This window comes from uncultured Dechloromonas sp. (assembly GCF_945957265.1).
Taxonomy (GTDB): Bacteria; Pseudomonadota; Gammaproteobacteria; order Burkholderiales; family Rhodocyclaceae; genus Azonexus.
Window position 1 is genome coordinate 1 of sequence record NZ_CAMFKO010000008.1, and the last position, 24,261, is coordinate 24,261.

Here is a 24,261-nt window from a genome sequence, read left to right on the forward strand (position 1 = left end):
TTCGCCCGGTAGGTGGGTGACGAGGAAGGCGATGTGGAAGCCGCAGGTGAAGAAACCGGCATGCAGCAACAGGTAGCTGCGGTCCTGCATGGCCGTGCCGAGCGCCTTCAGCACCCCGCCATCGTCGTCCTGGATGTGCGCGGCATGCGTCGATTGCGTCAGCTTGCCGACCAACGGCAAGGCCAGCAGGGCCGTGGCCGCCATCGCCCACATGGCATTCACCCAGCCCAGGCCCTGGATCAGCTTCTGCAGGATGGGGGCAAAGACGAACTGGCCGAAGGAGCCGCCGGCGTTGATCAAGCCGGAGGCGGCACCGCGCGCCTCGGCCGGCATGCGCTGGGCGGCAGCACCGAGCAGTACGGAGAAACTGCTGGCGCCCGAACCCATCGCGCAGAACAGGCCGAGCGACACGGCCAGCCCGAAGCCGCTGCCCATGTACGGCGTCAGCGCGCAGCCGACGGCGAGCATGACGATGCCGGCGATCAGCACGACACGCGGCCCGTGACGGTCGGCGATGGCCCCCGCCAGCGGCTGGATGGCGCCCCAGGTGAATTGCCCGATGGCCAGCGCGAAGCTGATGGTGGCGATGCCCAGGCCGGTCGTGTCGTTGAGCGGCGCCACGAACAGACCTTGCGATTGACGGATGCCCATCGAGATCATCATGATCCCGGCGGCGGCCAGGGCGGTGATAAGAATGTCGGGACGGTTCAGTGCGCGAAACATGTTGTTATGCCTGTTGGTTGTTAGCCCGAACTATAGTCGCCAAATCAGCGACCAAATAGCCCATAATTCGCACCATATCGTCAACGGAAAATTGACAAATGAACTGGCTCAGCAGTTGGGAAAGCTTTGTCCGGGTGGTCGAAACCGGCAGCATGGCCGGCGCCGCCCGCCGGCTGGATTGTACGCGGGCGCAAGTGAGCAAGCAGATCGCCGAACTGGAGCGTAATTTCGGCGTCCGGCTGTTCGAGCGCTCGACGCGCAAGCTGGCCCTGACGCCTTCCGGCGAAGTCTTCTACCAGCATGCGCTACGCGCCCTGGATGCCGTGGCCAGCACCGAAATCGCCGTGCGCAACCTCGGCGATACGCCTTGCGGCCTGCTGCGCATCAGCGCTTCGCTGGCCTTCGGCCGCCTGTACATCGCCCCGCTGCTGCCGCGCATCACGGCGCAGTACCCGGAACTGGAGTGCGAACTGATTCTGTCCGACCAGCTGGTCGACCTGTTCGACGACAACATCGATCTCGCCCTGCGCCATACCAAGGCGCCCCCCGAGGATGCCGTCGCCCGCCGGCTGTTTGCCCTCAAGCGCGTCATCTGCGCGACGCCGGACTACCTGGCGACGCACGGCAGGCCGGAACACCCGGGCGACCTGGCCTGGCATGCCTGTTTCGGATACCTGCAGGCCGAAGCCAGCAACACCCTCGACCTGCTCGGGCGCAATGGCGAGCAGGCCAGCATACCGATTTCCAGCCGCTTTCGTTTCAACAACCTGGATTGCATCTTCGATGCCGTCATGGCCGGACACGGGCTGGCCATCCTGCCCACCTACATGGCCGGCCCCGAGATCCGGCGCGGCCACCTGGAAACCGTGCTCGACGATTACGAGCCCCTGACCGGCTTCGGCCGCGATCTTTACGCCTGCTACACCCCGAGCCGGGTACGCCTGCCGAAAGTCCGCGTTTTCCTGGAGGAGCTGGAGCGCCAGTTCTCCCCGGTACCGCCCTGGGAAAACTTCAGGTCGGCAGATCGAAACCCTTGAGCTTTCGGTACATGTCGACCGCGTAGGAGTCGGTCATCCCGGCAACGAAATCGGCCACCTGCAGAAGGCGGATGTAGGGGTCGGGGTCCGGCTCGCCGTCGTGCCCCAGGAACTGGATCGGCAGCAGTTTCATCAGCATGCGTTCGCGGGTCGTGTAGCGGGCACCCGGCGCTCCGGCCCGGGCTTCGACGGCGTTGGTGAATAGCCCGAGCAAGGCCCCCAGTACCTCGAAGCCGGCGGTTTCGATCTCCAGCGCCGGGCGCGCCGTGTAGATGGTTTCCTTGGCCAGCCTGAGGACAGCCTGCAAGGGACGGGCAACCGGCGAGTTTTCCAGCAGCTCGTCATCGAACTCGCCGCTCAGGATCGCCGATTCATTGGCGAGGAAAACCGCCGCCGCGCCATTGATCAGGCAGCCGATGGCCTTGGCGCGCAGGTATTCCAGGCGCTCCTTCGGGTCGTGCAGATGCGCCAGGCGCCCGCCATTGACGGCATTGCCGGCGAGGTCGCCGAGCAGGCATTCGGCGTCCTTGTAGGGCACGAAGCCGAGACGCGCCGCATCCTCGAGATCGACGATCAGGTAGCAGGTATCGTCCGCCACCTCGACCAGCGAGGCCAGCGGGTGGCGGCGCCAGGCCCGGCCCGGAATGCGTTCGACCATGCCGGTCGAGCGGGCCACCTGGGCAAAGTTATCCGCATCCTGCTGGAAAAAGCCGAATTTCTTGCTGCTCTTGCCGTCCAGTTCGCAGTCGATGTGGGAGGGGCGCGGATACTTGGTGAAGGTGGCGAGCACCGCGCTGGTCAGCTGCAGCCCACCGGGGTTGGCCGGGCTTTGCAGGCGGCTGACGATACGGAAGCCCTGGGCGTTGCCCTCGTAGCGCTCGAAATCGGCCCGCTGCGCGGGCGTGAAGGCGTGCCGTTCGAGCAGACCGGAATTGCGGAACCACTCGCGAATGGCATCCTCGCCGGCGTGGCCGAAAGGCGGATTGCCGATATCGTGAGCCAGACAGGCGGCGGCGATAATCGCGCCGAAATCGCCGGATTCGACATCCTTCAAGCCATGGCGGGCAATGATTTCGCGGCCGATCACCGCGCCCAGCGAGCGGCCGACGCAACTCGCCTCCAGGCTGTGCGTCAGGCGGGTGCGCACGTAATCGCTTTTGGACAGCGGGAAAACCTGCGTCTTGTCCTTCAGGCGGCGAAATGCCGAGGTGAAGACAATGCGGTCGTAGTCCTGCTGGAAAGCCGTGCGCTCAGCCGACTCCGGCGCCTTGCCGGCACCGAGGCGTTCGCTCGACAGCAGTTTTTCCCAGATTTTTCGTTGGCCCATGCGCGTCGGATTCGTGGATGCAATGGGCTGCGAGTTTACTCTGCTTCGAGCAGTGCCCGCACGTGATCCGGCAGGGGAACCGATTTACCGTTCTGGGTATTCATCCACACCACCTTGGCCGCGCCTTCGGCATAGACCCTGTCGTCGCCTTCGATGCGCATCTCGACATAGGTCTGGCAGCTGGAGCGGCCGATGGAGCCGACATAGGTCCGCACTTCCACGGTGCCCGGGTAGTTCATCGGGATCAGGAAGGTGCAGCTGGCGTTGATGATCACCGGGCCGTCGCCGCCGGGGCGGACCTGGACCTTCATGTCCTCGATCCACTCCACCCGCGCCTGCTCCATGAAGCGAAAATAGACGGTGTTGTTGACGTGCCCGTAGGCATCCATGTCGCCCCAGCGGATGGGCAAACGGGTGACATGAATCAGCTTTTTCTTGTGTTCCATGAGTGCGAATACTAGAGTGGGGTTGATCAAAAATTTTCCATACTGTACCGTATTGAAAATAAGCTCACAATAAATCTAGGAGACATCATGGAACGGGAATCCATGGAATTCGACGTCGTCATCGTTGGCGGCGGTCCCGCGGGTCTGGCCTCGGCCATTCGACTCAAGCAACTGGCAGCAGAAAAAGGTACGGACGTGAACGTCTGCCTGATCGAGAAAGGTGCCGAAATCGGCGCCCACATCCTGTCCGGCGCCGTCATGGACCCGCGCGCCCTCACCGAACTGCTGCCCAACTGGCAGGCGGACGGCGCCCCGCTCAACGCACCGGTTTCCGAAGACCGCTTCTTCATCCTGTCGGAAACCGGGGCCACCCAGGTGCCGAACAGCATCCTGCCCGGCTGCTTCCACAACGAGGGCAATTACGTCATCTCGCTCGGCAACGTCTGCCGCTGGCTGGGCGAACAGGCCGAGGCGCTCGGCGTCGAGATCTACCCCGGCTTTGCCGGCGCCGAGGTGCTGTTCGACGAGCAAGGCGCGGTCAAGGGCGTCGCCACCGGCGACATGGGCCGCCTGCACGATGGCTCGGAAGGCCCGAACTTCCAGATGGGCATGGCCCTGCTCGGCAAATACACCTTTTTCGCCGAAGGCTGCCGCGGCCATCTCGGCAAGCAGCTGATCGAGAAATTCAACCTGAATGCCGACGCCGATCCGCAAACCTATGGCATCGGTCTCAAGGAACTGTGGGAAATCCCGCCGGAAAAGCACCAGCTCGGCCTGGTCGTGCATAGCGGCGGCTGGCCGATGCAGCCGGACACCTACGGCGGCGGCTTCCTCTATCACCTGGAGAACAACCAGGTCGCCGTCGGCTTCGTGGTCGGCCTCGGTTACGAAAACCCCCACCTGTCGCCCTACGAGGAATTCCAGCGCTACAAGACGCATCCGGAAATCCGCAAGTTCCTCGAAGGCGGCAAGCGCATCGCCTATGGCGCCCGCGCGCTGACCGCCGGCGGCCTGCAATCGCTGCCCAAGCTGACTTTCCCGGGCGGCGTGCTGGTCGGCGACGATGCCGGCTTCCTCAACGCGGCACGCATCAAGGGCTCGCACTGCGCGATCAAGACCGGTTCCCTGGCCGCCGAGGCCTGCTTCGACGCACTGGCGGCCGAGCGCCAGAATGACGAGCTGACCGCCTATCCTGAATCTTTCAAAAACAGCTGGTTATACGACGAACTTCACAAATCACGTAACTTCAAGCCGTGGATGTCCAAGGGCCTGAAACTGGGTTCGCTGATGTTCGGCATCGACCAGATCGTCTTCGGCGGCAAGGCGCCGTGGACCCTGCGCAACAAGACGGCCGACCACCTCAAGCTGAAGCCGGCCAGCGAGTGCCCGAAGATCGACTATCCGAAGCCGGACGGCGTGCTCACCTTCGACCGGCTGTCCTCGGTCTTCCTGTCGAGCACCAACCATGAGGAAGACCAGCCCTGCCACCTGCAGCTGAAGGATGCCGGCGTGCCGATCAGCGTCAACCTGGCCAAATACGACGCTCCGGAGCAGCGCTTCTGCCCGGCTGGCGTCTATGAAATCCTCGGCCAGGACGAAGGCCGGCCGCGCCTGCAGATCAACGCGCAAAACTGCGTCCACTGCAAGACCTGCGACATCAAGGACCCGACCCAGAACATCAACTGGGTCGTCCCGCAGGGCGGCGAAGGACCGACCTACCCCAATATGTAACCACCAACCCCCGGCATGCCACAGTTCTCGTCCGCAATGGGCGCGAATTGTGGCTTATCGGTTTATAATCCTCGGGCTTAACCCCCCTAGGGAGAACAACACATGGGCTTTCTCGCCGACAAGAAGATTCTGATCACCGGTCTGCTCTCCAAGCATTCCATCGCCTATGGCATCGCCAAGGCCTGCCATCGTGAAGGCGCCCAGCTGGCCTTCACCTACCAGAACGAGCGCTTCGAAGACCGCATCAAGAAGTTCGCCGCCGAATTCGGCAGCGACATCACCATTCCGGTCGACGTCAGCAGCGACGAGCAGATCGACAACCTGTTCGTCGAACTCGCCAAGCGCTGGGACGGTCTCGACGGCCTGGTCCATTCCATTGCCTACGCCCCGACCGAAGCCATCGAAGGCGACTTCCTGAACGGCATCACCCGCGACGCCTTCCGCATTGCCCACGACATCTCGTCGTACAGCTATGCCGCGCTGGCCAAGGGCGCCCGCCCGCTGATGCAGGGCCGTCCGAACGCCTCGATGCTCGCCCTGTCCTACCTCGGCGCCGAGCGCACCATGCCCAACTACAACACCATGGGCCTGGCCAAGGCCAGCCTGGAAGCGGCAACCCGCTACCTCGCCTTCTGCCTCGGCCCCGAAGGCATCCGTGCCAACGCCATCTCCGCCGGCCCGATCAAGACGCTGGCCGCCTCCGGCATCGGCAACTTCGGCAAGCTGCTCGCCTACAACTCGCACAACGCCCCGCTGCGCCGCAACGTGACCATCGAGGAAGTCGGCAACGCCGCCGCCTTCATGCTCTCCGACCTGGCCAGCGGCATCACCGGCGAAATCATGTACGTCGATGGCGGCATGAACACCGTCGCCCTGGGCAACGCGGACCCGCTGCCGGCCTGATCCATCCGGTCCTGCGCAGCAAAAACGCCGATCGGTTCGATCGGCGTTTTTTTTGGTCCGGATTTCGGCAACAAAAAAGCGGGCCGCAGCCCGCTTCCTGAAGATTGCCTCGAGGAGGCCTACTTGTCCTTGGCTTCCAGCGCCGCCTGGTTGATGTCGACCTTGTAGCGGGCGCGCAGGGCCGCCAGGTAGAGCTGGATTTCTTCCTTGGCCATCAGGTTGCCCAGTTGCTGGGTCATGCCCTTGCGGGTGGCGTCGTCGATCTTGTCGCCCGGAACGACCTTGTTCAGCCTGACCAGCGCGTAGCCGGAACCGGGCAGCTCGACGCCGGTGTAGGCCGGCAGCTTGGCGGTTTCGAGGCGGAACACTGCTTGCGCCTCGACCGGCGAAATGGCGCGGAAATCGAGGCGGGATACGGTCTTGGCGGCACCCCAGTTGAGCTTGTCTTCGCCCTTGTTCAGCGCAGCCAGACGCTCGGCGCCGTCCTTGGCGGCCAGCGTTTGCGCTTCCTGGCGCTTGAGCAGGGTTTCGATGCTGGCCTTGACGCCTTCGAGCGGCTGCAGAGCGGCCGGCTTGTAGTCGATGATGCGGGCCGCAACCAGGGTATTGGCGGCAACCTCCACCGCTTCCGTGTTGCGCTTGTTCTTGACCGAATCGCCGGAGAACAGCGCGGCAAGGATCTTTTCGTTACCCATCACGCCGTTGGCGGGGGAAGCCTGGCGGCCCAGCCAGTCGGTCTGCTTGACGCCCAGCTTGAACTTTTCGGCGACCGGCCCGAGGCTGTCGGCCTGTTCGTAAACCATGTTGCTGAAGGCTTCGGCGGCTTCGGCAAACTTGCGCGAGGCGGCGGTTTTCTTCAGTTCGGCTTCGATTTCGCCGCGGACTTCGGCCAGCGGCTTTTCCTTGGCGGCGTGGATGCCGGTGAGCTTGATGATGTGGAAGCCGAAATCGGATTCGACGACGCCGGAGATCTCGCCTTCCTTGAGGCCGAAGGCGCTGTCCTCGAAGGACTTGACCATCATGCCGCGACCGAAGAAACCGAGGTCGCCGCCCTTGGCAGCGGAGCCCGGGTCGTCGGAGTTCTTTTTGGCCAGGTCGGCAAAGGCGGACGGTGTCTTGCGGATCTCGGCCAGCAACTGGTCGGCCCTGGCTTTGGCCTTGTCCTTGCCGAGCTTTTCGGAGGCCACCAGGATGTGGCTGGCGCGGCGCTCCTCGGGCTGCTGGAAGCGATCCTTGCGGCTGTCGTAGGCGGCCTTGATCTCGGCTTCGCCGACGGTCAGCTGGGCGCCGATGGTTTCCATCGACAGGACGACGTATTCGGCCTTGGCCAGTTCCGGCGTCTGGAACTGCTTGCTGTTCTCGTCGTAGAACTTCTTGGCGGCATCGTCGGCCAGCTTGACCTTGTCGAGATAGGCATCGACATTCAGGCGGTATTCGACGATTTCGCGCTTTTCGGTTTGCAGGGCCAGCAGGCGATCGCTGACCGAGTGGGCGACCAGGCCGGATTGGCCGAGGGCGCCGGCCAGTTGCTGGACGGTCAGATCCTGGCGCAGCTGGGCTTCGAAGCCTTGCGGCGACATGCCCTGCCCGCGCAGCGCGGCTTCGTAACGTTCGACCGAGAACTTGCCGTCGACCTTGAAGGCCTCGACCGAGCCGACCATCTGGCGCACCGCGTCGTCGCTGGCGAACATCCGGTTCTTGCCGGCTTCGATGAGCAGCAGGCGCTGGTTGATCAGGTCGTCGAGAATGGCCTTGCGGGCCTCGGGGTTGTCCAGCATCTTGGGATCGAACTGCGCGCCGAGCTGGGTGCGCAGGCGTTCCTGCTGCTCGCGCAGGGTTTGCTGGAACTGTTGCTGGGTGATCTTGACGTCGCCGATGGCGGCCACGTCGCTGCCGGCCCCGGAGTTGCGGACGTAGGAATCCACGCCGAAAAAGGCGAACGGCAGGGCGATCAGCGCAAGGAAAACCTGGACGATTCTTTTGTTGTTGCGGACTGCGTCGAACATGAGCAGAAAAATCCTTCGGATGCGTTCAGAAAGGCAAAAAGCAGCTTGCCCAAAAAGGGGCAATCATACCGTAGTTTGCCCCCGCCCTATTTGATTTGGGCGCTGGAAAACAGGAGGCCGAGGCGCCGCACGGCATCCTCGATTTCCGGCGTGTGCGGATTGCCGCAATTCAGGCGCAGGCAATTGCGGTACATGCCGCTGGCAGAAAACAGCTCACCCGGCACGTAGGCGAGGTTGGCGGCGACGGCTTGCTCGTACAGCGCCGTCGTATCGACGCCCTCGGGCAACTCGATCCACAGCACATACCCGCCCTGCGGCCGCGAAATCCGGGTGCCGGGCGGAAAGTGAAGGGAGACGGCCAGGCTCATCGCATCGACCTGCGACTGGTAGCAACGCCGCAGGGTACGCAGGTGACGTTCGTAGGCACCCGATTCGAGGTATTCGGCCAGCACGCGCTGGGTGATCGGGTTGGTCGCGCCGCTGCTGATGGTTTTCTGCAAGGCGATGGCGCTCCGGCGATGCCCGGCGGCGACGTAACCGATGCGCAACGACGGCGACAGGCTCTTCGAAAACGACGCGCACAGCATGACGTTGCCGCTGGTGTCGAAAGCCTTGATCGGCCACGGACGCACCTCGGCGAGGTGGAGATCGCCGTAGATGTCGTCCTCGATGACGGCCACGCCGCGCTCGGCGGTCAGCTGGGCCAAGGCCCGCTTGCGCTCGTCGGGCATCTGGGAGCCCAGCGGATTGCTGCCGTTCGAGACCAGCAGGCAGGCGGCGACGCCGCCGTTGCGCGTGGCCAGGTCGAGCGCCTCGACCGACATGCCGGTGCGCGGATCGGTCGGGATCTCCAGCGCGCGCAGCCCCAGCTTTTCCAGCAATTGCAGCATCAGGTAATAGGCCGGCGATTCGACGGCCACCGTGTCGCCGGGCTTGGTGACGGCGCGCAGGCAGAGGGCAAGCGCCTCGGTACAGGAATTGGTGATGACGAATTCCTCGGCCGCCAACGGTCCGCCCCAGGCCAGGGAACGCCTGACCAGCTGCCGGACCAGCAGCGGATCGTCCATGTTGATGTGGCTGCCGCTGCACAGCAGGTCGGGATGGCGGCGGGCCACGCCGGCGTAGAGACGGTGCAGCGCCGCGACCGGCATCAGTTCCGAGGCCGGCAATGCCGCCGCCAGCGGCGCCACGCCGGGCCGGACGCCGGCCTGCATCACGCGCACCAGGCGCTGCGAGATATCGACCGCCAGCGGCATGTCGGGCGTCGTCCGGAGCAAGGGCTCGGCATGCGCCATCCTGGTCCGGCGGACGTAGAAGCCGGATTGCGGGCGGGCCTCGATCAGCCCCCGGTTTTCGAGCTGGCGCATGGCCTGCACGACGGTGCTGACCGATACGCGCCGCTCTTCGGCAAGCCGGCGTACAGAGGGCAGCCGGTCACCGTGCTTGAGCACGCCGCCGGCCATCATCCCGGCCAGTTCGTCGGCCAGCTTTTCATATCGCAGGAAGTCTTCGGACATGGCGCACCAATACAATAAAGGTCAAAAACAAGCAGTACAGTTCAGTTTTTCAATGACTGTATCGATCACAATTTAATTTTATTGTGACTGTATCAGTTATTGCCGGCCGCCTACACTCTTCACAAACAAAGCGTGGAGAGCGAAATGAACATCGAATGGCTGAACAGCGAACTTTTCCTGAGCGAAAACAGGCCGCTACGGGTCACCGGCGCGCACGGCATACGTGTCTGCTGCCTGCAGGGGACGGTGTGGATCACGACGGCCGGCCGGGCCGAGGACGTCTTCCTTCGCAGCGGCCAATGGCATGAAATCGACAGCGGCGCGCTGACGCTGATCGAAGGCGTCGGCCAGGCGCAGATTCGCTTTGAACGCCCGGCGCTCGTTCGCGTTGCCTCGAGACGGTGGCGGCGCCTGGGCGACGAACTGGCGACGGGGCTGCGCGAAGGCGCGGCGCGGATCAGTCGAACAGGCAGGGTTGCATCGGGGCGAGATTCTCCCGCTTGACGGTCAGCCGGACGGGAACCCCCTGGCGACCGATCGCCTCGACCACCATCCGTCCGCCCGAAGCCTCGGCGATCACCCGGACATTGCGCTCCGCCTTGCTGCTGCGCCCGCGGTAGGCCACAAACGTACCGGCAGCGGGAAACGAGGAGAATTTGTCACGGGGCATCTTGGCTTGTCCTGTCGATCTAGACAGCCAGAGGCTACCTCCGAACAGGATTTTAACGAATACTGTACATCCATACAGTTATCGTTTAATGTGCACCCATGGCCAAACAACTGGCTATCCATACAGTCAATCGCACATCCTTCCGGAGGTCCCCATCATGGAACGCATTCAGAAACTCTTTGAACTGCTGGCCGGCATTTCCGCCGAAGAAGACGCACGCCTCGCCCGCGCCAAGGCCATCTTCGCCGACAACCGCTGGGACGTGACGGCGCTGCACATCCCGGCCTGCTGGCGACGCCGGCAGCGGAGCGGCATGTAACGACAAGGCGGGGGCTGCCGGTTGCCATGGCACGGCATGGGAAGCCCTCTTCCCTGCCCCTCTCCGGCGTGATAGCTTTCTTTCGCTGAACCGGACGGCCATTCGCGCCTCCTCAATCGAGAGAACCGATGCCACAAGCTGCACACAGCTATCTGGAAGGTCGCGTCAGGCTTTGCGTGGGCGATCTGACCGAGCAAGCGGTGGACGCCATCGTCAATGCCGCCAACAGCACCCTGCTCGGCGGCGGCGGGGTGGACGGCGCCATACACCGCCGGGGCGGCCCCGCGATCCTCGACGCCTGCCGCGCACTCCGCGCGAGCGCCTGGCCGAATGGATTGCCGACCGGCCAGGTCGCGCTGACCGAAGGCGGCAGGCTCCCGGCGCGCTATGTCATCCATGCAGTTGGTCCGATCCATGGACGGCACGGCGGCAAGGAAGCGGCGTTGCTGGCCGCCTGCTACGGCAATGCCCTGTCGCTGGCCGCCGGCCTGGTGCTCCGAACGATCGCCTTCCCGGCGATCTCCACCGGGGTGTACGGCTACCCGCCCGACGAAGCCGCCGTCGTCGTATCGACGACCTTGCGCGAGCAACTGCCCCGTCACGCAGCCATTGACGAGGTTCGCCTGGTGTTTTTCGACAGCGGGCAACTTGAGATATTTGCAGCAAACCAGCGCTTCTAGGCACAATCGTCGCCTTCCCCCATTTGCCCCGGCGCCACGCTGCGGCATAATCCGGCCTACTACCGGACTTGCTTAGCTTTCCGGTCATTTTTACCCGGAGAAAACGACGCATGAAGCGTATCGACATCGACAGCGCCATACGCTTGCACAACCAGTGGCGACGACAGTTCCTCAACGCCTTTGCCGGCGGGGATTATGCCGACATGCCCCTGTCGGAGCACCGTTGCTGCTCGCTCGAGCAGGAACTGTCGCCACGTGTCGCCAATGGCAACAACAGCGTGCTGGCTGCCCTGCTCGCCGCCGACCGGCATTTCCACGCCCTGGCCAACGAGATCATCGACTTGAGCAACAACGGCCTGGGCGACTCGGCCGACCTGCTGCTTCCCGACCTGAACGAAGCCGCGCATCGCCTGATCGCCCACCTCGACGATGCACGCGCCGTCCTCGCCGACGGATAGGCGATCGGCTCAACGGCCCTCGTTCGCACTCACCGAAAAAGCAGCTTGAAGGCTGCTTTTTTTATTGCCCAGGCTGATCGCTGAGGTGCATCGCCATGATGCGCACCGCTTCCCGTGCGCTCAATGCGGCACTATTCAGCCGTCTTCAGCCATTGCCCCGGCGCTAGTCCTTTGTTGACGCGGAAAGCCCGCGCCAGGGCCGCTGCGCTACCGTACCCGACGGCATCGGCGGTCCATGCCACCGATTTTCCCTGACGCAGGTGCTTGCCTGCCAGATTGATCCGCCATGCCGCGAGATAAGCGCCAGGGGTACAGCCGATAGTTTCCCGGAATACGGTTGCAAAGCGCGCCCGCGACATCCCGGCGACATCGGCCAATCCCTCCAGCGTCCAGGCATCCGCCGGTTGTTCGTGCATCGCCGTGATTGCCTTGGACAAACGCTTGTCGGCCAGGCCGGCAAGCAATCCCGTCGACATCGATACGCTGTTCATCAGGTAGCGCAAGAGATGAATCAGGAGCAGTTCGGACAAGCGGTTCATCGCGGCCTGGCGTCCGCACAACGAAGCGTTGGATTCCTGAACCAGCAAATCCAGCGTCGCCTTCATGTCCGGCACCTTGGCCAACGGAACATGGAGGACATCCGGCAGGGCGTGCGCAATCGGACTTCCCGCCACCGAGCCGAGATCGATCCGGGAACAAATCAGATCCGCTGCTTCCCCTTCCGGCGCGATGAAGACATGACGTGCCTGGCGTGGATATAGCAACAAACACGACTCGTTCAAATGCAATGGCGGGTGCCGGTCGGAAGTCACCCGGACAGCCCCGCTCCGCAATAGATGCAGAAAACCATGCGTACCGTCGTAAACCGCCTGGCCGCAGAACTGGCCGGTATGAAAGACCTCGGTGCTCAGGGTGTAGTGCTGCAGCAGTACCGCAAGCCTGTCCATGAATGATACTCCTAGTATGTATTTCGATACGAATCGATTCATATCGTATCAAAAAAATACCGATCATCCATCCCATGCATTTTTGCATGACAGCACAAGGAGATCGAAATGCCTTTTATTCACCCCATCAATCCGGCAAATGCCAATTCCGAAGTCGCCGGCACGCTTTCCGCCGTCAAAGGTAAATTGGGCATGCTTCCCAATCTCTTTGCCACGCTTGCCCAGGCACCGACGGTGCTGAAGGGCTATCTGGGTCTCGCCGAGACGCTCAGCGGAGGGCGCCTGACGCCGGCACAACGGGAAATCATTGCGCTGGCCGTCGGCCAGGCCAATGCCTGCCAATATTGCCTGAGCGCGCATATCTTGCTCGCTCAGGGCGCCGGCCTCGATTCAAACGATATCGTCCTGGCTCGCAGCGGCAATGCCGCAACCCGGCTGGATGCGGCGCTTGCCGGACTGGCCAGGAAGCTGACGGAACAGCGTGGCAAGCTGGACTCGTCCGACCTGGAAGCGTATCGCCATGCCGGCGTCGATGACGGACTGATGCTGGAAGTGGTGGCGGCAGTCGCCCTGAACACGCTGACCAACTACGTCAATCACGTCGCGGGCACCGAGGTCGATTTCCCGGCCGTCCAGCTCTAATTCATCAGCATTGCCGGATACCGAGGCAAAAGGAGCCTAACCATGAAAACAAAACTCGCCATCGCAGCAATCGCATCGACACTCGCCATGCCGCTGCTGGCAGCGGACCCATTCTCACCCTACGTCGATGACAAGGGGCAGATCAGTCTGCCCAAGAATTTCCGCAGCGACTTCGTTCACCTTGGCTCGTGGGCCGTGACCGATGACAAATCGGCTGCTCGCGGCTTCCACGATGTCTACACCGAACGCAAATCGCTGGATCACTATCGCAAGACCGGGAGATTCCCGGACGGTGCGACCCTGGTCAAGGAAATCCGCCAACTTGAAACCGGCCCCCTGACCACGGGCAACCCGGTTCATTGGGCTGGAAAGCCGGCGGTGTGGTTCGTGATGATCAAGGACTGGAAAGGCCGCTTTCCGGGCAACCCCCTCTGGGAAGACGGCTGGGGCTGGGCCATGTACAAGGCCGACAAGCCCTTGGAAAACGCCGCCGCCAGCTACAAGGCGGACTGCCAGGCTTGTCACGTTCCGGCTACCCGGACCGACCGTGTGTTCACGCAGGGCTACCCCCTGCTGAAACACTGAATCGGCTTTGGCTGAACGCTAAAAAAAAGGAACGCCTCGGCGTTCCTTTGATCAGTCCAGTCGGACTCACCCCACCCAGCGGCGGGCGTTGCGGAACATGCGCATCCACGGCGAATCCTCGCCCCAGTTTTCCGGGTGCCAAGACATCTGCACGGTACGGAAGACGCGCTCCGGGTGCGGCATCATGATGGTGAAGCGGCCGTCGGCCGTGGTCACCGCCGTCAGGCCGCCCGGCGAACCGTTCGGGTTGTACGGATAGGATTCGGTCGGCTCGCCCTTGTTGTCGACGTAGCGCACGGCCGACAGGACCTTGCCCTGGTCTTCGGTATTGTCGAACACCGCCCTGCCCTCGCCGTGCGACACGACGATAGGCACTTGCGAGCCTTCCATGCCGGCGAAGAAGATCGACGGCGAATCCAGCACCTCGGCCATCACGAAGCGGGCTTCGAACTGCTCGACCTTGTTGCGGCGGAAGGCCGGCCAGTGCTCGGCGCCCGGGATGATGGACTTCAGCGCGCTCATCATCTGGCAGCCGTTGCAGACGCCCAGCGCGAAGGTGTCCGGACGCTTGAAGAAGGCGGCGAACTCGTCGCGGCAGCCGTCGTGCATCAGGATGGTCCGCGCCCAGCCGAGGCCGGCGCCGAGCACGTCGCCATACGAGAAGCCGCCGCAGGCGACCAGGCCCTTGAAGTCCTTGAGGCTGACGCGGCCGGCCAGGATGTCGCTCATATGCACATCGACCGAGGCGAAACCGGCGCGGTCGAAGGCGGCGGCCATTTCGTAATGGCTGTTGACGCCCTGCTCGCGCAGGATGGCGACGCGCGGGCGGCCGCTGATGTCCTGATAGACCTTGGTGAAATCTTCCTGCGGATCGAAAGTCAGCTTCGGCGTCAGGCCGGGATCGGCGACGTCGAGGATGCGGTCGAATTCCTGCTGGGCGCAGCTCGGGTTGTCGCGCATGGCCTGCATCTGGTAGCTGGTCTCGGACCAGGCACGCTGCAGGTCGACGCGCTTCTCGCGCAGCACGCGCTTGGCGTTGCGGGTGACGCGGATTTCGTCCCACTCGTTCAGGGTGCCGACGAAGTGGTACGGCACGCCGCAGGCACGCAGGATGGGCGTGACCTTCTCGCGGTCGGCGCGGCGAATCTGGATCAGGGCGCCAAGTTCCTCGTTGAACAGGGCGCGGACGATGTGTTCGAAATCGCGGCCGGCCAGCAGGTCAGGACGCTTCTCGGCGCCGTCGACATCGAGCGCGGCGGCATCGAAGCACAGGCCGTCGAGGTCGAGCGACACGCCACGGCGGCTGGCGAAGGCCATTTCGCAGGCGGCGACGAACAGGCCGCCGTCGGAACGGTCGTGATAGGCGAGCAGCATGCCTTCGCGATTGAGGCGCTGCACGGCGTCGAACAGACCCTTCAGCTTGGCCGGATCGTCGACGTCCGGCGCATCGCTGCCGGTGGCGTTGTATACCTGGGCCAGGGCCGAGCCGCCGAGGCGGTTCTGGCCGAGGTCGAGCAGCAGCAGCTCGGTCTCGCCCTGGTCGACAGCCAGTTGCGGCGTCTTCGTCTTGCGCACGTCGTCGACGGCGGCGAACGAGGTGACAACCAGCGACAGCGGCGACACGACCTGCTTCTTCTCGCCGTTCTCGTCCCAGGCGGTACGCATCGACAGCGAATCCTTGCCGACCGGGATCGACACGCCGATGGCCTTGCACAGGTCGGACACGGCCTCGACGGTGTCGAACAGGCGGGCATCCTCACCCGGCACGCCACACGGCGCCATCCAGTTGGCCGACAGCTTGACCTTGCCGAGTTCGCCGATGTCGGCGGCGGCCAGGTTGGTCAGCGCCTCGCCGATGGCCATGCGGCCGGATGCCGGGGCGTCGAACACGGCGAGCGGGGTGCGCTCGCCCATGGCGAAGGCTTCGCCGAGGTAGCCCTGGTAGCCCATCGTGGTGACGGCAACGTCGGCTACCGGCACCTGCCACGGGCCGACCATCTGGTCGCGGGCGGTCATGCCGCCCACGGAACGGTCGCCGATGGAGATCAGGAAGGTCTTGTCGGCGATGGTCGGCAGACGCATCAGGCGATAGGCGGCGTCCTTCAGTTCGATGGACGTGGCGTCGAAGGAAACGAAGGTTTCCGGCTGGTGCGTCACGTCGCGCGTCATGCGCGGCGGCTTGCCGAGCAGCGCTTCCATTTCCATGTCGACCGGATTGACGCCGAAATGGGCGTCGGTGACGGTCAGGTGGCCGTCGCCGGTCGCTTCGCCGACCACGGCAAACGGGCAGCGCTCGCGCTCGCACATGGCCTGGAATTCGGCGATGCGGTCGGCCGGGATGGCCAGGACGTAGCGTTCCTGCGATTCGTTGGACCAGATTTCGGCCGGCGACATGCCCGGCTCCTCGGTCGGCACCTTGCGCAGGTCGAACACGGCGCCGACGCCGCCCGAGTGGGCCAGTTCCGGCAGGGCATTGGAGACGCCGCCGGCACCGACGTCATGCACCGACAGGATGGGGTTGTTGGCGCCCATCTGCCAGCAGCGGTCAATGACTTCCTGCGCGCGACGCTGGATTTCCGGGTTGCCGCGCTGGACCGAGGCGAAGTCGAGGTCTTCGGCATTGACGCCGGCGGTCATCGACGAGGCGGCACCGCCGCCGAGGCCGATCAGCATGCCGGGGCCGCCCAGTTGCACGAACTTGGTGCCGACCGGGAAGGTTTCTTCCTTGAACGACTGCTGTGCCTGGATGCTGCCCAGGCCGCCGGCGATCATGATCGGCTTGTGGTAGCCGCGCACCGTGCCGGCCACGTCCTGCTCATAGGTGCGGAAATAGCCGGTCAGGTTCGGGCGGCCGAATTCGTTGTTGAAGGCGGCGGCGCCGATCGGGCCTTCGATCATGATGTCGAGCGCCGAAGCGATGCGCGACGGGCGGCCGTAGGCCTTTTCCCAGGGCTGTGGCGCATCCGGCAGGTTCAGGTTGGAGACCGAGAAGCCGCACAGGCCGGCCTTGGGCTTGGAGCCCTTGCCGGTCGCGCCCTCGTCGCGGATTTCGCCGCCGCTGCCGGTCGATGCGCCCGGGAAGGGGGAAATGGCGGTCGGGTGGTTGTGCGTCTCGACCTTGGTCAGGATGTGGGTCAGCTCTTCCTTGTAGCTGTAGCCGCGGTCGGCGTCCGGGTAGAAGCGCTGGATGGTGGCGCCTTCGATGATCGAGGCGTTGTCGGCATAGGCCATCACCGTGCCCTGCGGGTGGGCCTGGTGCGTTTCGCGGATCATGCCGAACAGCGTCTTGTCCTTGGCCTGCCCGTCGATCACCCACGAGGCGTTGAAGATCTTGTGGCGGCAGTGCTCGGAGTTGGCCTGGGCGAACATCATCAGTTCGACGTCGGTCGGGTTGCGCTTGGCCGTCGTGAAGATGTCCAGCAGGTAGTCGATTTCGTCGTCGGACAGCGCCAGGCCGAGCGAACCGTTGGCCTCGACCAGCGCCGCCTTGCCGCCAGCCAGCACATCGACGGTATTCAGCGGCTTCGGCTCGAAATGGCGGAACAGCTCGCCGGCATCGGCGAAGCCGGCGAGAACCGAATCGGTCATGCGGTCGTGCAGCAGCGCGGCAACCGTCTTCTTCTCTTCCGCGCTCAGCGCCCGGCCGCCGCGCACCGCCACGTGGTAGGCGATGACGCGCTCGATGCGCTCGATGCCGTCGAGATCGCAGTTCCAGGCGATGTCGGTCGCCTTCGAAGACCACGGCGAGATGGTGCCGATACGCGGCGCGACCAGGAAGAGCTCGCCGCTTTCCTCGGCGGCCGGCTTTTCTTCCAGCAATTGCGCCAGCTTGGACCGCTCGTCGGCGGTCAGCGCCCGGCGCAGCGCCGTGACGTGCCAGAAATCAGCAGCCACCGATTCGATGTCGGAAACGGCGGCGGTCAGGCGGGCTTGCAGGCGTTGCAGGCGGAAAGCGGAAAGAGCGTTGTCGCCCTTGAGGCAAAGAATATCGGCCATGGGGTGTGATGTCGGGTTAGGCGGAGAGGCCGGCATTATACCCGAGGGCGGGGCGACCCCGGGCTCAGGCGCCGGCAATCGCCTTCCGGATCAGCGGCAGCAGCGCTTCCGGCAACTCGATGCCGCCGCTCGTGGCGAAGGCCCGGGCGGCTTCGGACATCTTTTTCCAGGTCTTGCGGATGATGCCGAGCCACTTCTCTTCGCTGTATTCGGCATGCTGGCCGGCGAAGCCCAGCATGTAGTGCTCGATGAAAACGAGGCTGGAAACGTCTTCCAGCAACTGCGTATCGGGATTGGTCTTGAGGCCCTCCTTGCCGACCGCCGCCTTGACCTGCGCGACGGTCGCCGCGTCGTAGCCGGCCTGGATCATCAACTCGCCGGCCGTTTCGGCATGAAAGCGATACAGGCCGGTTCGCCAGGCGAAGTAACCCGGCTTGCCGAGCGGATAGTTGCCGCGCGGCACCGTCCACCGCCGGATATGCTGGGCGCGCACGGCCAGTTGCGCGACTTCGCCGGCCTGCGGCGCGAAGCGGCCGATCATGTCGGTCATGCGCCGGGCGTACAGCAACTCCTTGGGCTGCCCGTCCTCCTGGTTGGGGTCCTCGGCGTTGGCGGCATCGAACAGGGCGATGCAGCGGTTGAAGCGTTCGTGGCTGGCAGTCATTCGGATTCTCGGGAGCGTTTGCGGTTTGGATGTTGGATACGACAGGCGCAAGGGTAGCCTTGCCCCGAGGCGCAGGCAATCGCCGAACGAATCGGCGGACGCTTGCGGCCACCCAGCGCCGATTCGCGGCCATCTTCCGCCGACGCCTTCCGAATTGCCGGTGGCGCCTGGCTTCGGACAAAGCGCTGACCGTGACACGACTTTGGTGTAGCCTTGCGCCCTTTTTCGAGTTCCGCACCGCCCCGGCCATGACGCCAGGATTACAGCGCACCACCTTCAACCGCTCCGGCCTGGTCCGCATCCTCTCCGAAATCACGCCTGAACCCGTTGATCCGAAATACGATTTCGGTGAGCGACTGGGGCAATGGCTGGATTTTTCGGATGCCCTCGCCCTCTTTTCGGCCCTCAACGCCGATGCCGCCCGCCATGCGCCATCGCCGGCGAGCGGCGCGGCGGCGCACGCCAGCCCGCTGGCGGAGCAACTGGACCGCGTCCGCGAGACCCTCGGCGCGTCGATCCGGAACGACGGGGTGTTCACCGAAGGCAGCGCCCGCATCCGCTTTCCCACGCCCCTGCCGCAGGCGACGGCCAAGGAAGCGGCCGATTTCTCGCCCTACCATCGCTACTACCTGGCTCACCAGCGCGACATGGCGAGCGCCATTGCGGCGCTGCGCGGCAATGCCCGCAAGGCACTCGCCGCGCGCTCGCCGGCCCACCGCCAGCTGGCCGAACTCGACGCCAACTTCGACAACATCCTGATCGCCCGCGAGCGCAACCTGCTCGGCAATATTCCTATCCTGCTCGCCCGGCGCTTCGCCCAGCGCCACCAGGAACACCAGGCCACCTTGCCGCCGGATGCGAACGATGACCCGGCCCACTGGACTGAGCCGGGCAGCTGGCTCGAAGCCTTCTGCCAAGACACCCAGGCCATGCTGCTGGCCGAACTCGATCTGCGCCTGAAACCGGCCGCCGGGCTGATTGCCGCCCTCGGCCAGGAGGACAACACCCCGCCATGAACCGCAACTTCTGTATTTCCGCCTTCATCCTCGGCCTGCTCGCCGTTCTCTGGGTCGCCGCCAGCTATGTCGGCGGCAGCCACCTGGCGCTGGCCGTCACCCTGGTCATCGCCGCGGTCTATATCGCCGGCGGACTCGAACTGCGCCGCTTCCATCTCAATACCCAGGGCCTCGCCAACGCCCTGCGCGCCATTCCGGACGACCTCGCCCACCTTGGCGAATGGCTGCAACAGGTGCCGGCGCCGCTGCAAAACACCGTCCGCCTGCGCATCGAGGGCGAACGCGCCGCCCTGCCCGGCCCGGGCCTGACGCCCTATCTGGTCGGCCTGCTGGTCCTGCTCGGCATGCTCGGCACCTTCCTCGGCATGGTCGTCACGCTCAATGGCGCCGTGCTGGCGCTGGAAAGCACCACTGACCTGCACACCATCCGCGCCGCGCTGGCCGCGCCGGTCAAGGGCCTCGGCGTCGCCTTCGGCACGTCGGTGGCCGGCGTCGCCACCTCGGCCATGCTAGGCCTGATGTCGGCGCTCTGCCGGCGCGACCGCCTGCGTATCGGCCAGTTGCTCGACAGCAAGATCGCCAGCGCCCTGCGCGACTTCTCGCTCGCCCACCAGCGCCAGGAAACCTTCAAGGCCCTGCAGTCGCAATCGCAGGCCCTGCCCGAGCTGGTCACCACGCTGCAGGCGATGATGAACCGGATGGCCGAACAGAACCGCGAACTCGGCGCCAGCCTGCTCGCCGGCCAGCAGCAGTTCCACGCCGAAGCCCGGGCGCTGTATACCGACCTCGCCCAGTCCGTCGACCAGTCGCTCAAGGCCAGCCTGAAGGACAGCGCCACCGTCGCCGCCGAAACCATCCAGCCGGTGGTCACCACGACCATGGAAGGCATTGCCGGCCACACCCGCGACCTGCACGACAAGCTGTTCGGCAGCGTGCACAGCCGTCTCGACGACGTGGCCGGCCGTTTCGCCCAGACCCTGGGCACCGTCGGCGACACCTGGACGCAGGCCGTCGCCCGCCACGAACAGGCCACCGACACCCAGCACCGCAACCTGCAAGCCGCGCTGCAAGGCTACGCCGACAGTTTCGAGCAGCGCTCGGGCACGCTGCTGGCCTCGGTCGAAAGCCTGCACGCCAAGCTGCAGGGCGACGCCGAACAACGCAACGCCGCGCTGCTCGCCGTCACCCGCGACAGCCACCAGCAACTGGCCGACACCGTCGCCCGCCAGCTCGACGGCGTCGCCAGCCGCTTCGACCAGGCCGTCGGGCAGGTATCCGACACCTGGCGCGGCGCGGTCGACCAGCAAGCGCAGGCCGGCGACACGCTGCAGCGCACCCTGCAAGGCGCGCTCACCGCCTTCGCCGATACCTTCGCCGAGCGGGCCAATGCCCTGCTGGCGGCGGTCGACGGCAACCAGGCAGCCATCCGAGGCGAGATCACCGCCGTGCATGCCGAACTGGCCGCGGCCACCCGCGCCGAACAGAGCGCCCTGACGCAACAGGTCGCCACCCAGCTCGACGGCCTGGCCCAACGCTTCGACGGCGCCGTCGGCACCGTGTCCGACACCTGGACGCGCGCCCTGGCCAGCCACGAACAGGCCAGCGAACGCCTGACCGCCGCGCTCGACAAGACCCAGAGCGGGCTGGTCGACACCTTCGCCGAACGCAGCGCCGGCCTGCTCGCCGAACTGCGCGCCCAGCAGGCCGCCTGGCAAGGCGAATGGAACGCCGGCGAAGCGGACCGCCAGCGCGCCTACACCGACGCCCTGCAGACCCTGGCCGGCCGCCTGGAAAGCCAGTGGCAGAGCGCCGGGGCGGCGACGCTGGCGCAGCAGGAACAGATCACCCGCAGCCTGGCCGACACCGCCCGCGACGTCGTCGCCACCACCCAGGCCCAGGCGCAGACGACCATCGACGAAGTCACCCGCCTGATGCAGACCGCCGCCGAAGCGCCCCGGGCCGCCGCCGAGGTCATCGGCCAGTTGCGCCACGAGCTGTCGGCCAGCATCGCCCGCGACAACAGCCTGCTCGAGGAACGCAGCCGCATCATGGAAACCCTGGCCGCCCTGCTCGACGCCATCAACCATGCCTCCACCGAGCAGCGCAGCGCCATCGACGCGCTGGTCGCTTCGTCGTCCGAGCTGCTCGAGCGCGTCGGCGGCCAGTTCGCCAGCAAGGTCGACAGCGAAGCCGGCAAGCTGGTCGAAGCCGGCGCCAGCGTGGCCGGCAGCGCCATCGAGGTGGCCAGCCTGGGCGAGGCGTTCGGCGCGGCGGTCCAGCTGTTCACCGAGGCCAACGACAAGATGATGGGCGCCCTGCAGCGCATCGAGGGCGGCCTCGCCAAGGCGCTCACCCGCAGCGACGAGCAGCTCGCCTACTACGTCGCCCAGGCGCGTGAGCTGATCGACCTCAGCATCCTGTCGCAAAAGAAGATGGTGGACGACATGCAGCGCGTCGCCAACGCCAGCGAGGCCTGAGCATGGAACACATCGACGCCGGCGTCGAACACGACACGCCGATCTGGGCCGTCTTCGGCGACCTGATGTCCGGCCTGCTCGGCGCCTTCGTGCTGATCCTGGTCGGCGTGCTCGGCGTGCAGCTCGAACTGGTGAGCAGCCTGGAAGCCGAAATCCAGAAGCGCCAGCAGGAAGAACAGCGCCGCATGGCCCTCGAGAAGGCACTCGCCGGCCCGCTCGCCTCCGGCCGCGTGACGCTCAACAACGGCAAGATCGGCATCAGCGGCAACGTCCTCTTCGCCCTCAATTCCGACCACCTGCAGCCGGAAGGCAAGCAGCTCCTGAAGAGCCTCGCCCAGCCCATCGCCGCCTACCTCTCGGTCGGCGAGCAGATGCTGATGGTCAGCGGCTTCACCGACGACATGCCGGTGCGCGGCAGCAACCGCCAGTTCGCCGACAACTGGGAACTCTCCGCCCAGCGCGCCCTCACCGTCACCCGCACATTGATCGACGAAGGCGTGCCGTCCGACGCCATCTTCGCCGCCGCCTTCGGCGCGCAGCAGCCGGTGGCCTCCAATGCCGACGCCGAGGGCCGCGCCCGCAACCGCCGCGTCGAAATGGCCCCGGTGCCCAAGTCCAGTCCTGCCGCCAAGGAAGGCAATGGCTGACACGCCCGGCCACGCGGCCGATCCGCAAGCTCGCCTGGCGGCCCTGCGGGCCAGCGGCACCGATCGCCGCGACCCGGTGCGTTTCGCCTACCTCGACGCCCTCAACCGCCGCGCCGCCGCGCAACCCGAAGCCGTCCGCCTGGCCTTGCTCGGCAAGCTGAACGCCGCCGCCGACGAACTGGCCGCCGGCCCGGCCCCTGCTGCCGAAACCGCCGCCGCATGCGCAGCCCCCAGCCCGCTCGCCGACCTGCTCGCCTACATCGGCCAGCACGCCCACGCGCAGCCGGGAACGCCGCAATCGAGCGCCAACCCGGCTGGCGAACCCGGAAAGGCCAAGCTCCGCACCCGGCAGGCGCCGGAGCTCAAATCCGTCGCCTATTTCCGCAACACCTGGTCCAAGCTCAGCACCGAGCAACAGCTGACCCAGACCCTCGCCCAGGCCCCGGAAAACGCCGGCCCGATGAACTCCCAGCACCTCGTGCTGCGCAGCCTGCAAGTCATGCGCGACGTGGCGCCGGCCTATCTGCAGGGCTTCATGTCCTATGTCGACACCCTGATCTGGCTGGAGCACGCCGACCCGACCCGGCCGCCCGCCGGCGGCGACAGGAAAGCCGGCACCCCGCGCCGCAAGAGCGGCAACCGTTGACCCCAACCGCCAGGACGCCCATGCGCTACACCTACCAATACCTCGCCATCGAACACGACGGGCGCGTCACCACGGACAAGGAACAGATCGATTCCGCCACCTGGCTGGACTACCTGCGCGCCAACCGGGACCGTTACGGCAACCTGCATGAATACATCGCCGCCGCGCTGGCCAGCCTGCCCGCGGAAACCCCGCTGGTCGCCGCCGACATCGCCGGGCAAATCGACGAAATCTTCCACGCCCAGGAGCCCACCGCCGTCTTCCAGTTCGCCATGTATTGCTGGGACGCCTTCAACGCCGGCCGACTTTCCGCCGCCGCCTGGGGCGCCGTCCTGGGCACGGCCTGGCGATGCGGCGAACGGGCCATGCTCGACCATGTGCCGTTGAGCGGCGCGCTGATCGTTCGCATGTTCAAGGCTGCCGACCAGGCCACGCTGTTCCGTGTCGGCACCGGCCGCGCGGACTGGGACGACTACCTGGCCGCCCTGCCCGAGCGGATTCCCGTCTATCGCGGCGTCACGACCGCGACGAAACACGGCGAAACCGGCCTGTGCTGGACCACGCAAGCGGAAAAGGCGAAGCAGTTCAGCGGCCAGAACGTCCGCAACCTGACCGACATTCCCGGCGTCCTCCATGCCCTCGTCCCGAGGACGGCGCTTCTCGCGGCATTCGGCCAGGGCGACGAACTCGTCCTCGATCCGGCAGTACCCAAGGAAGCCGTGCACAGCAGCTACCTGAGCGGCCCCGGCCTGAGCAAGTTCCGCCAGAACTGGAAAAAATGGAAGGCCGAGGTAAAGAAGCGCCAGGATCAGTAAGCCGCGCCA

Annotated in this window: 23 protein-coding genes; 14 read left to right on the forward strand and 9 right to left on the reverse strand. The window is 65.3% G+C overall.

Going from position 1 to position 24,261, the window contains the following annotated elements; translation table 11 throughout:
* Positions 1 to 723, reverse strand: a 723-nt coding sequence (locus tag Q0P59_RS06125; protein WP_295004663.1) for an MFS transporter, incomplete at its 3' end; no start/stop codon positions are given.
* Between the two features lie 98 nt (positions 724 to 821).
* Between Q0P59_RS06125 and Q0P59_RS06130 the strand changes: the two genes are divergently transcribed.
* A complete protein-coding gene (locus tag Q0P59_RS06130) occupies positions 822 to 1,760 on the forward strand; it encodes a LysR family transcriptional regulator (protein ID WP_295004665.1) in 939 nt (312 codons plus the stop codon).
* Here Q0P59_RS06130 and dgt read toward each other — a convergent pair.
* Together dgt and Q0P59_RS06140 are read right to left on the reverse strand one after the other, a co-directional pair.
* The gene (gene dgt / locus Q0P59_RS06135; RefSeq protein WP_295004667.1) at positions 1,735 to 3,087 is read right to left on the reverse strand and encodes a dGTP triphosphohydrolase; all 1,353 of its coding nucleotides are present in this window, start codon (positions 3,085 to 3,087) and stop codon (positions 1,735 to 1,737) included. The two genes, Q0P59_RS06130 and dgt, sit on opposite strands and share 26 nt — an antisense overlap.
* Before the next feature lie 35 nt (positions 3,088 to 3,122).
* The gene (locus tag Q0P59_RS06140; RefSeq protein ID WP_295004669.1) at positions 3,123 to 3,533 is read right to left on the reverse strand and encodes a thioesterase family protein; all 411 of its coding nucleotides are present in this window, start codon (positions 3,531 to 3,533) and stop codon (positions 3,123 to 3,125) included.
* An 87-nt stretch (positions 3,534 to 3,620) separates the two neighbouring features.
* Here Q0P59_RS06140 and Q0P59_RS06145 point away from each other — a divergent pair, with 87 nt between their 5' ends.
* Both Q0P59_RS06145 and fabI read left to right on the forward strand, forming a co-directional pair.
* The gene (locus Q0P59_RS06145) at positions 3,621 to 5,264 is read left to right on the forward strand and encodes an electron transfer flavoprotein-ubiquinone oxidoreductase (RefSeq protein ID WP_295004671.1); all 1,644 of its coding nucleotides are present in this window, start codon (positions 3,621 to 3,623) and stop codon (positions 5,262 to 5,264) included.
* Between the two features lie 102 nt (positions 5,265 to 5,366).
* Positions 5,367 to 6,167, forward strand: a complete 801-nt coding sequence (fabI, locus tag Q0P59_RS06150; protein ID WP_295004673.1) for an enoyl-ACP reductase FabI — start codon at positions 5,367 to 5,369, stop codon at positions 6,165 to 6,167.
* A gap of 119 nt (positions 6,168 to 6,286) precedes the next feature.
* Here the strand turns inward: fabI and Q0P59_RS06155 are convergent, their stop codons facing one another.
* Positions 6,287 to 8,173: a SurA N-terminal domain-containing protein gene (locus Q0P59_RS06155; protein WP_295004675.1), complete on the reverse strand. Its 1,887-nt coding sequence runs from the start codon at positions 8,171 to 8,173 to the stop codon at positions 6,287 to 6,289.
* 86 nt (positions 8,174 to 8,259) lie between these two features.
* Complete coding sequence (locus tag Q0P59_RS06160) at positions 8,260 to 9,690, reverse strand: PLP-dependent aminotransferase family protein (protein WP_295004677.1); 1,431 nt, start codon at positions 9,688 to 9,690, stop codon at positions 8,260 to 8,262.
* 144 nt (positions 9,691 to 9,834) lie between these two features.
* Here Q0P59_RS06160 and Q0P59_RS06165 point away from each other — a divergent pair, with 144 nt between their 5' ends.
* Positions 9,835 to 10,194, forward strand: a complete 360-nt coding sequence (locus tag Q0P59_RS06165; RefSeq protein ID WP_295004679.1) for a DUF2917 domain-containing protein — start codon at positions 9,835 to 9,837, stop codon at positions 10,192 to 10,194.
* On the opposite strand, the gene Q0P59_RS06170 is transcribed toward Q0P59_RS06165, so the two are convergent.
* Complete coding sequence (locus tag Q0P59_RS06170; RefSeq protein WP_295004681.1) at positions 10,148 to 10,360, reverse strand: hypothetical protein; 213 nt, start codon at positions 10,358 to 10,360, stop codon at positions 10,148 to 10,150. The two genes, Q0P59_RS06165 and Q0P59_RS06170, sit on opposite strands and share 47 nt — an antisense overlap.
* 157 nt (positions 10,361 to 10,517) lie before the next feature.
* Between Q0P59_RS06170 and Q0P59_RS06175 the strand changes: the two genes are divergently transcribed.
* From Q0P59_RS06175 to Q0P59_RS06185, 3 genes are all read left to right on the forward strand, one after another.
* Complete coding sequence (locus Q0P59_RS06175; protein ID WP_295004683.1) at positions 10,518 to 10,679, forward strand: hypothetical protein; 162 nt, start codon at positions 10,518 to 10,520, stop codon at positions 10,677 to 10,679.
* 128 nt (positions 10,680 to 10,807) lie between these two features.
* On the forward strand, positions 10,808 to 11,359 hold the full coding sequence (locus Q0P59_RS06180) for an O-acetyl-ADP-ribose deacetylase (RefSeq protein ID WP_295004684.1): 552 nt from the start codon (positions 10,808 to 10,810) through the stop codon (positions 11,357 to 11,359).
* 110 nt (positions 11,360 to 11,469) lie between these two features.
* Positions 11,470 to 11,817 carry a CZB domain-containing protein gene (locus tag Q0P59_RS06185; RefSeq protein ID WP_295004687.1) on the forward strand — a complete coding sequence of 116 codons (348 nt, stop codon included), beginning with the start codon at positions 11,470 to 11,472 and terminating at the stop codon, positions 11,815 to 11,817.
* 131 nt (positions 11,818 to 11,948) lie between these two features.
* On the opposite strand, the gene Q0P59_RS06190 is transcribed toward Q0P59_RS06185, so the two are convergent.
* Positions 11,949 to 12,764 (reverse strand): AraC family transcriptional regulator, encoded by an 816-nt coding sequence (locus tag Q0P59_RS06190; protein ID WP_295004689.1) that lies wholly within the window; start codon positions 12,762 to 12,764, stop codon positions 11,949 to 11,951.
* 108 nt (positions 12,765 to 12,872) lie between these two features.
* Here Q0P59_RS06190 and Q0P59_RS06195 point away from each other — a divergent pair, with 108 nt between their 5' ends.
* Both Q0P59_RS06195 and Q0P59_RS06200 read left to right on the forward strand, forming a co-directional pair.
* Positions 12,873 to 13,406, forward strand: coding sequence for a carboxymuconolactone decarboxylase family protein (locus Q0P59_RS06195; protein WP_295004691.1), 534 nt, complete (start codon positions 12,873 to 12,875; stop codon positions 13,404 to 13,406).
* A gap of 42 nt (positions 13,407 to 13,448) precedes the next feature.
* Entirely contained in the window at positions 13,449 to 13,991 is a 543-nt protein-coding gene (locus Q0P59_RS06200) for a cytochrome P460 family protein (RefSeq protein WP_295004693.1), read from the forward strand.
* A 66-nt stretch (positions 13,992 to 14,057) separates the two neighbouring features.
* On the opposite strand, the gene purL is transcribed toward Q0P59_RS06200, so the two are convergent.
* The gene (gene purL / locus Q0P59_RS06205) at positions 14,058 to 17,987 is read right to left on the reverse strand and encodes a phosphoribosylformylglycinamidine synthase (protein WP_295004695.1); all 3,930 of its coding nucleotides are present in this window, start codon (positions 17,985 to 17,987) and stop codon (positions 14,058 to 14,060) included.
* A 64-nt stretch (positions 17,988 to 18,051) separates the two neighbouring features.
* The gene (locus Q0P59_RS06210) at positions 18,052 to 18,651 is read right to left on the reverse strand and encodes a DUF4202 domain-containing protein (RefSeq protein WP_295004697.1); all 600 of its coding nucleotides are present in this window, start codon (positions 18,649 to 18,651) and stop codon (positions 18,052 to 18,054) included.
* Between the two features lie 248 nt (positions 18,652 to 18,899).
* On the opposite strand from Q0P59_RS06210, the gene Q0P59_RS06215 reads away from it, so the two are divergent.
* Genes Q0P59_RS06215 through Q0P59_RS06235 form a run of 5 tightly spaced genes read left to right on the forward strand, consistent with a single transcriptional unit; the run spans position 18,900 to position 24,252 of the window.
* Complete coding sequence (locus Q0P59_RS06215; protein ID WP_295004699.1) at positions 18,900 to 19,667, forward strand: DUF3348 domain-containing protein; 768 nt, start codon at positions 18,900 to 18,902, stop codon at positions 19,665 to 19,667.
* Positions 19,664 to 22,144 carry a DUF802 domain-containing protein gene (locus Q0P59_RS06220; protein WP_295004701.1) on the forward strand — a complete coding sequence of 827 codons (2,481 nt, stop codon included), beginning with the start codon at positions 19,664 to 19,666 and terminating at the stop codon, positions 22,142 to 22,144. The genes Q0P59_RS06215 and Q0P59_RS06220 overlap by 4 nt, the downstream gene beginning before the upstream one ends.
* Before the next feature lie 2 nt (positions 22,145 to 22,146).
* Positions 22,147 to 22,791, forward strand: coding sequence for an OmpA family protein (locus Q0P59_RS06225; protein ID WP_295004703.1), 645 nt, complete (start codon positions 22,147 to 22,149; stop codon positions 22,789 to 22,791).
* On the forward strand, positions 22,784 to 23,437 hold the full coding sequence (locus tag Q0P59_RS06230) for a DUF2894 domain-containing protein (protein WP_295004705.1): 654 nt from the start codon (positions 22,784 to 22,786) through the stop codon (positions 23,435 to 23,437). Before Q0P59_RS06225 ends, Q0P59_RS06230 begins: the two co-directional genes overlap by 8 nt.
* A 20-nt stretch (positions 23,438 to 23,457) precedes the next feature.
* Positions 23,458 to 24,252, forward strand: a complete 795-nt coding sequence (locus Q0P59_RS06235; RefSeq protein WP_295004707.1) for a hypothetical protein — start codon at positions 23,458 to 23,460, stop codon at positions 24,250 to 24,252.
* The last annotated feature ends 9 nt before the right edge of the window (positions 24,253 to 24,261 follow it).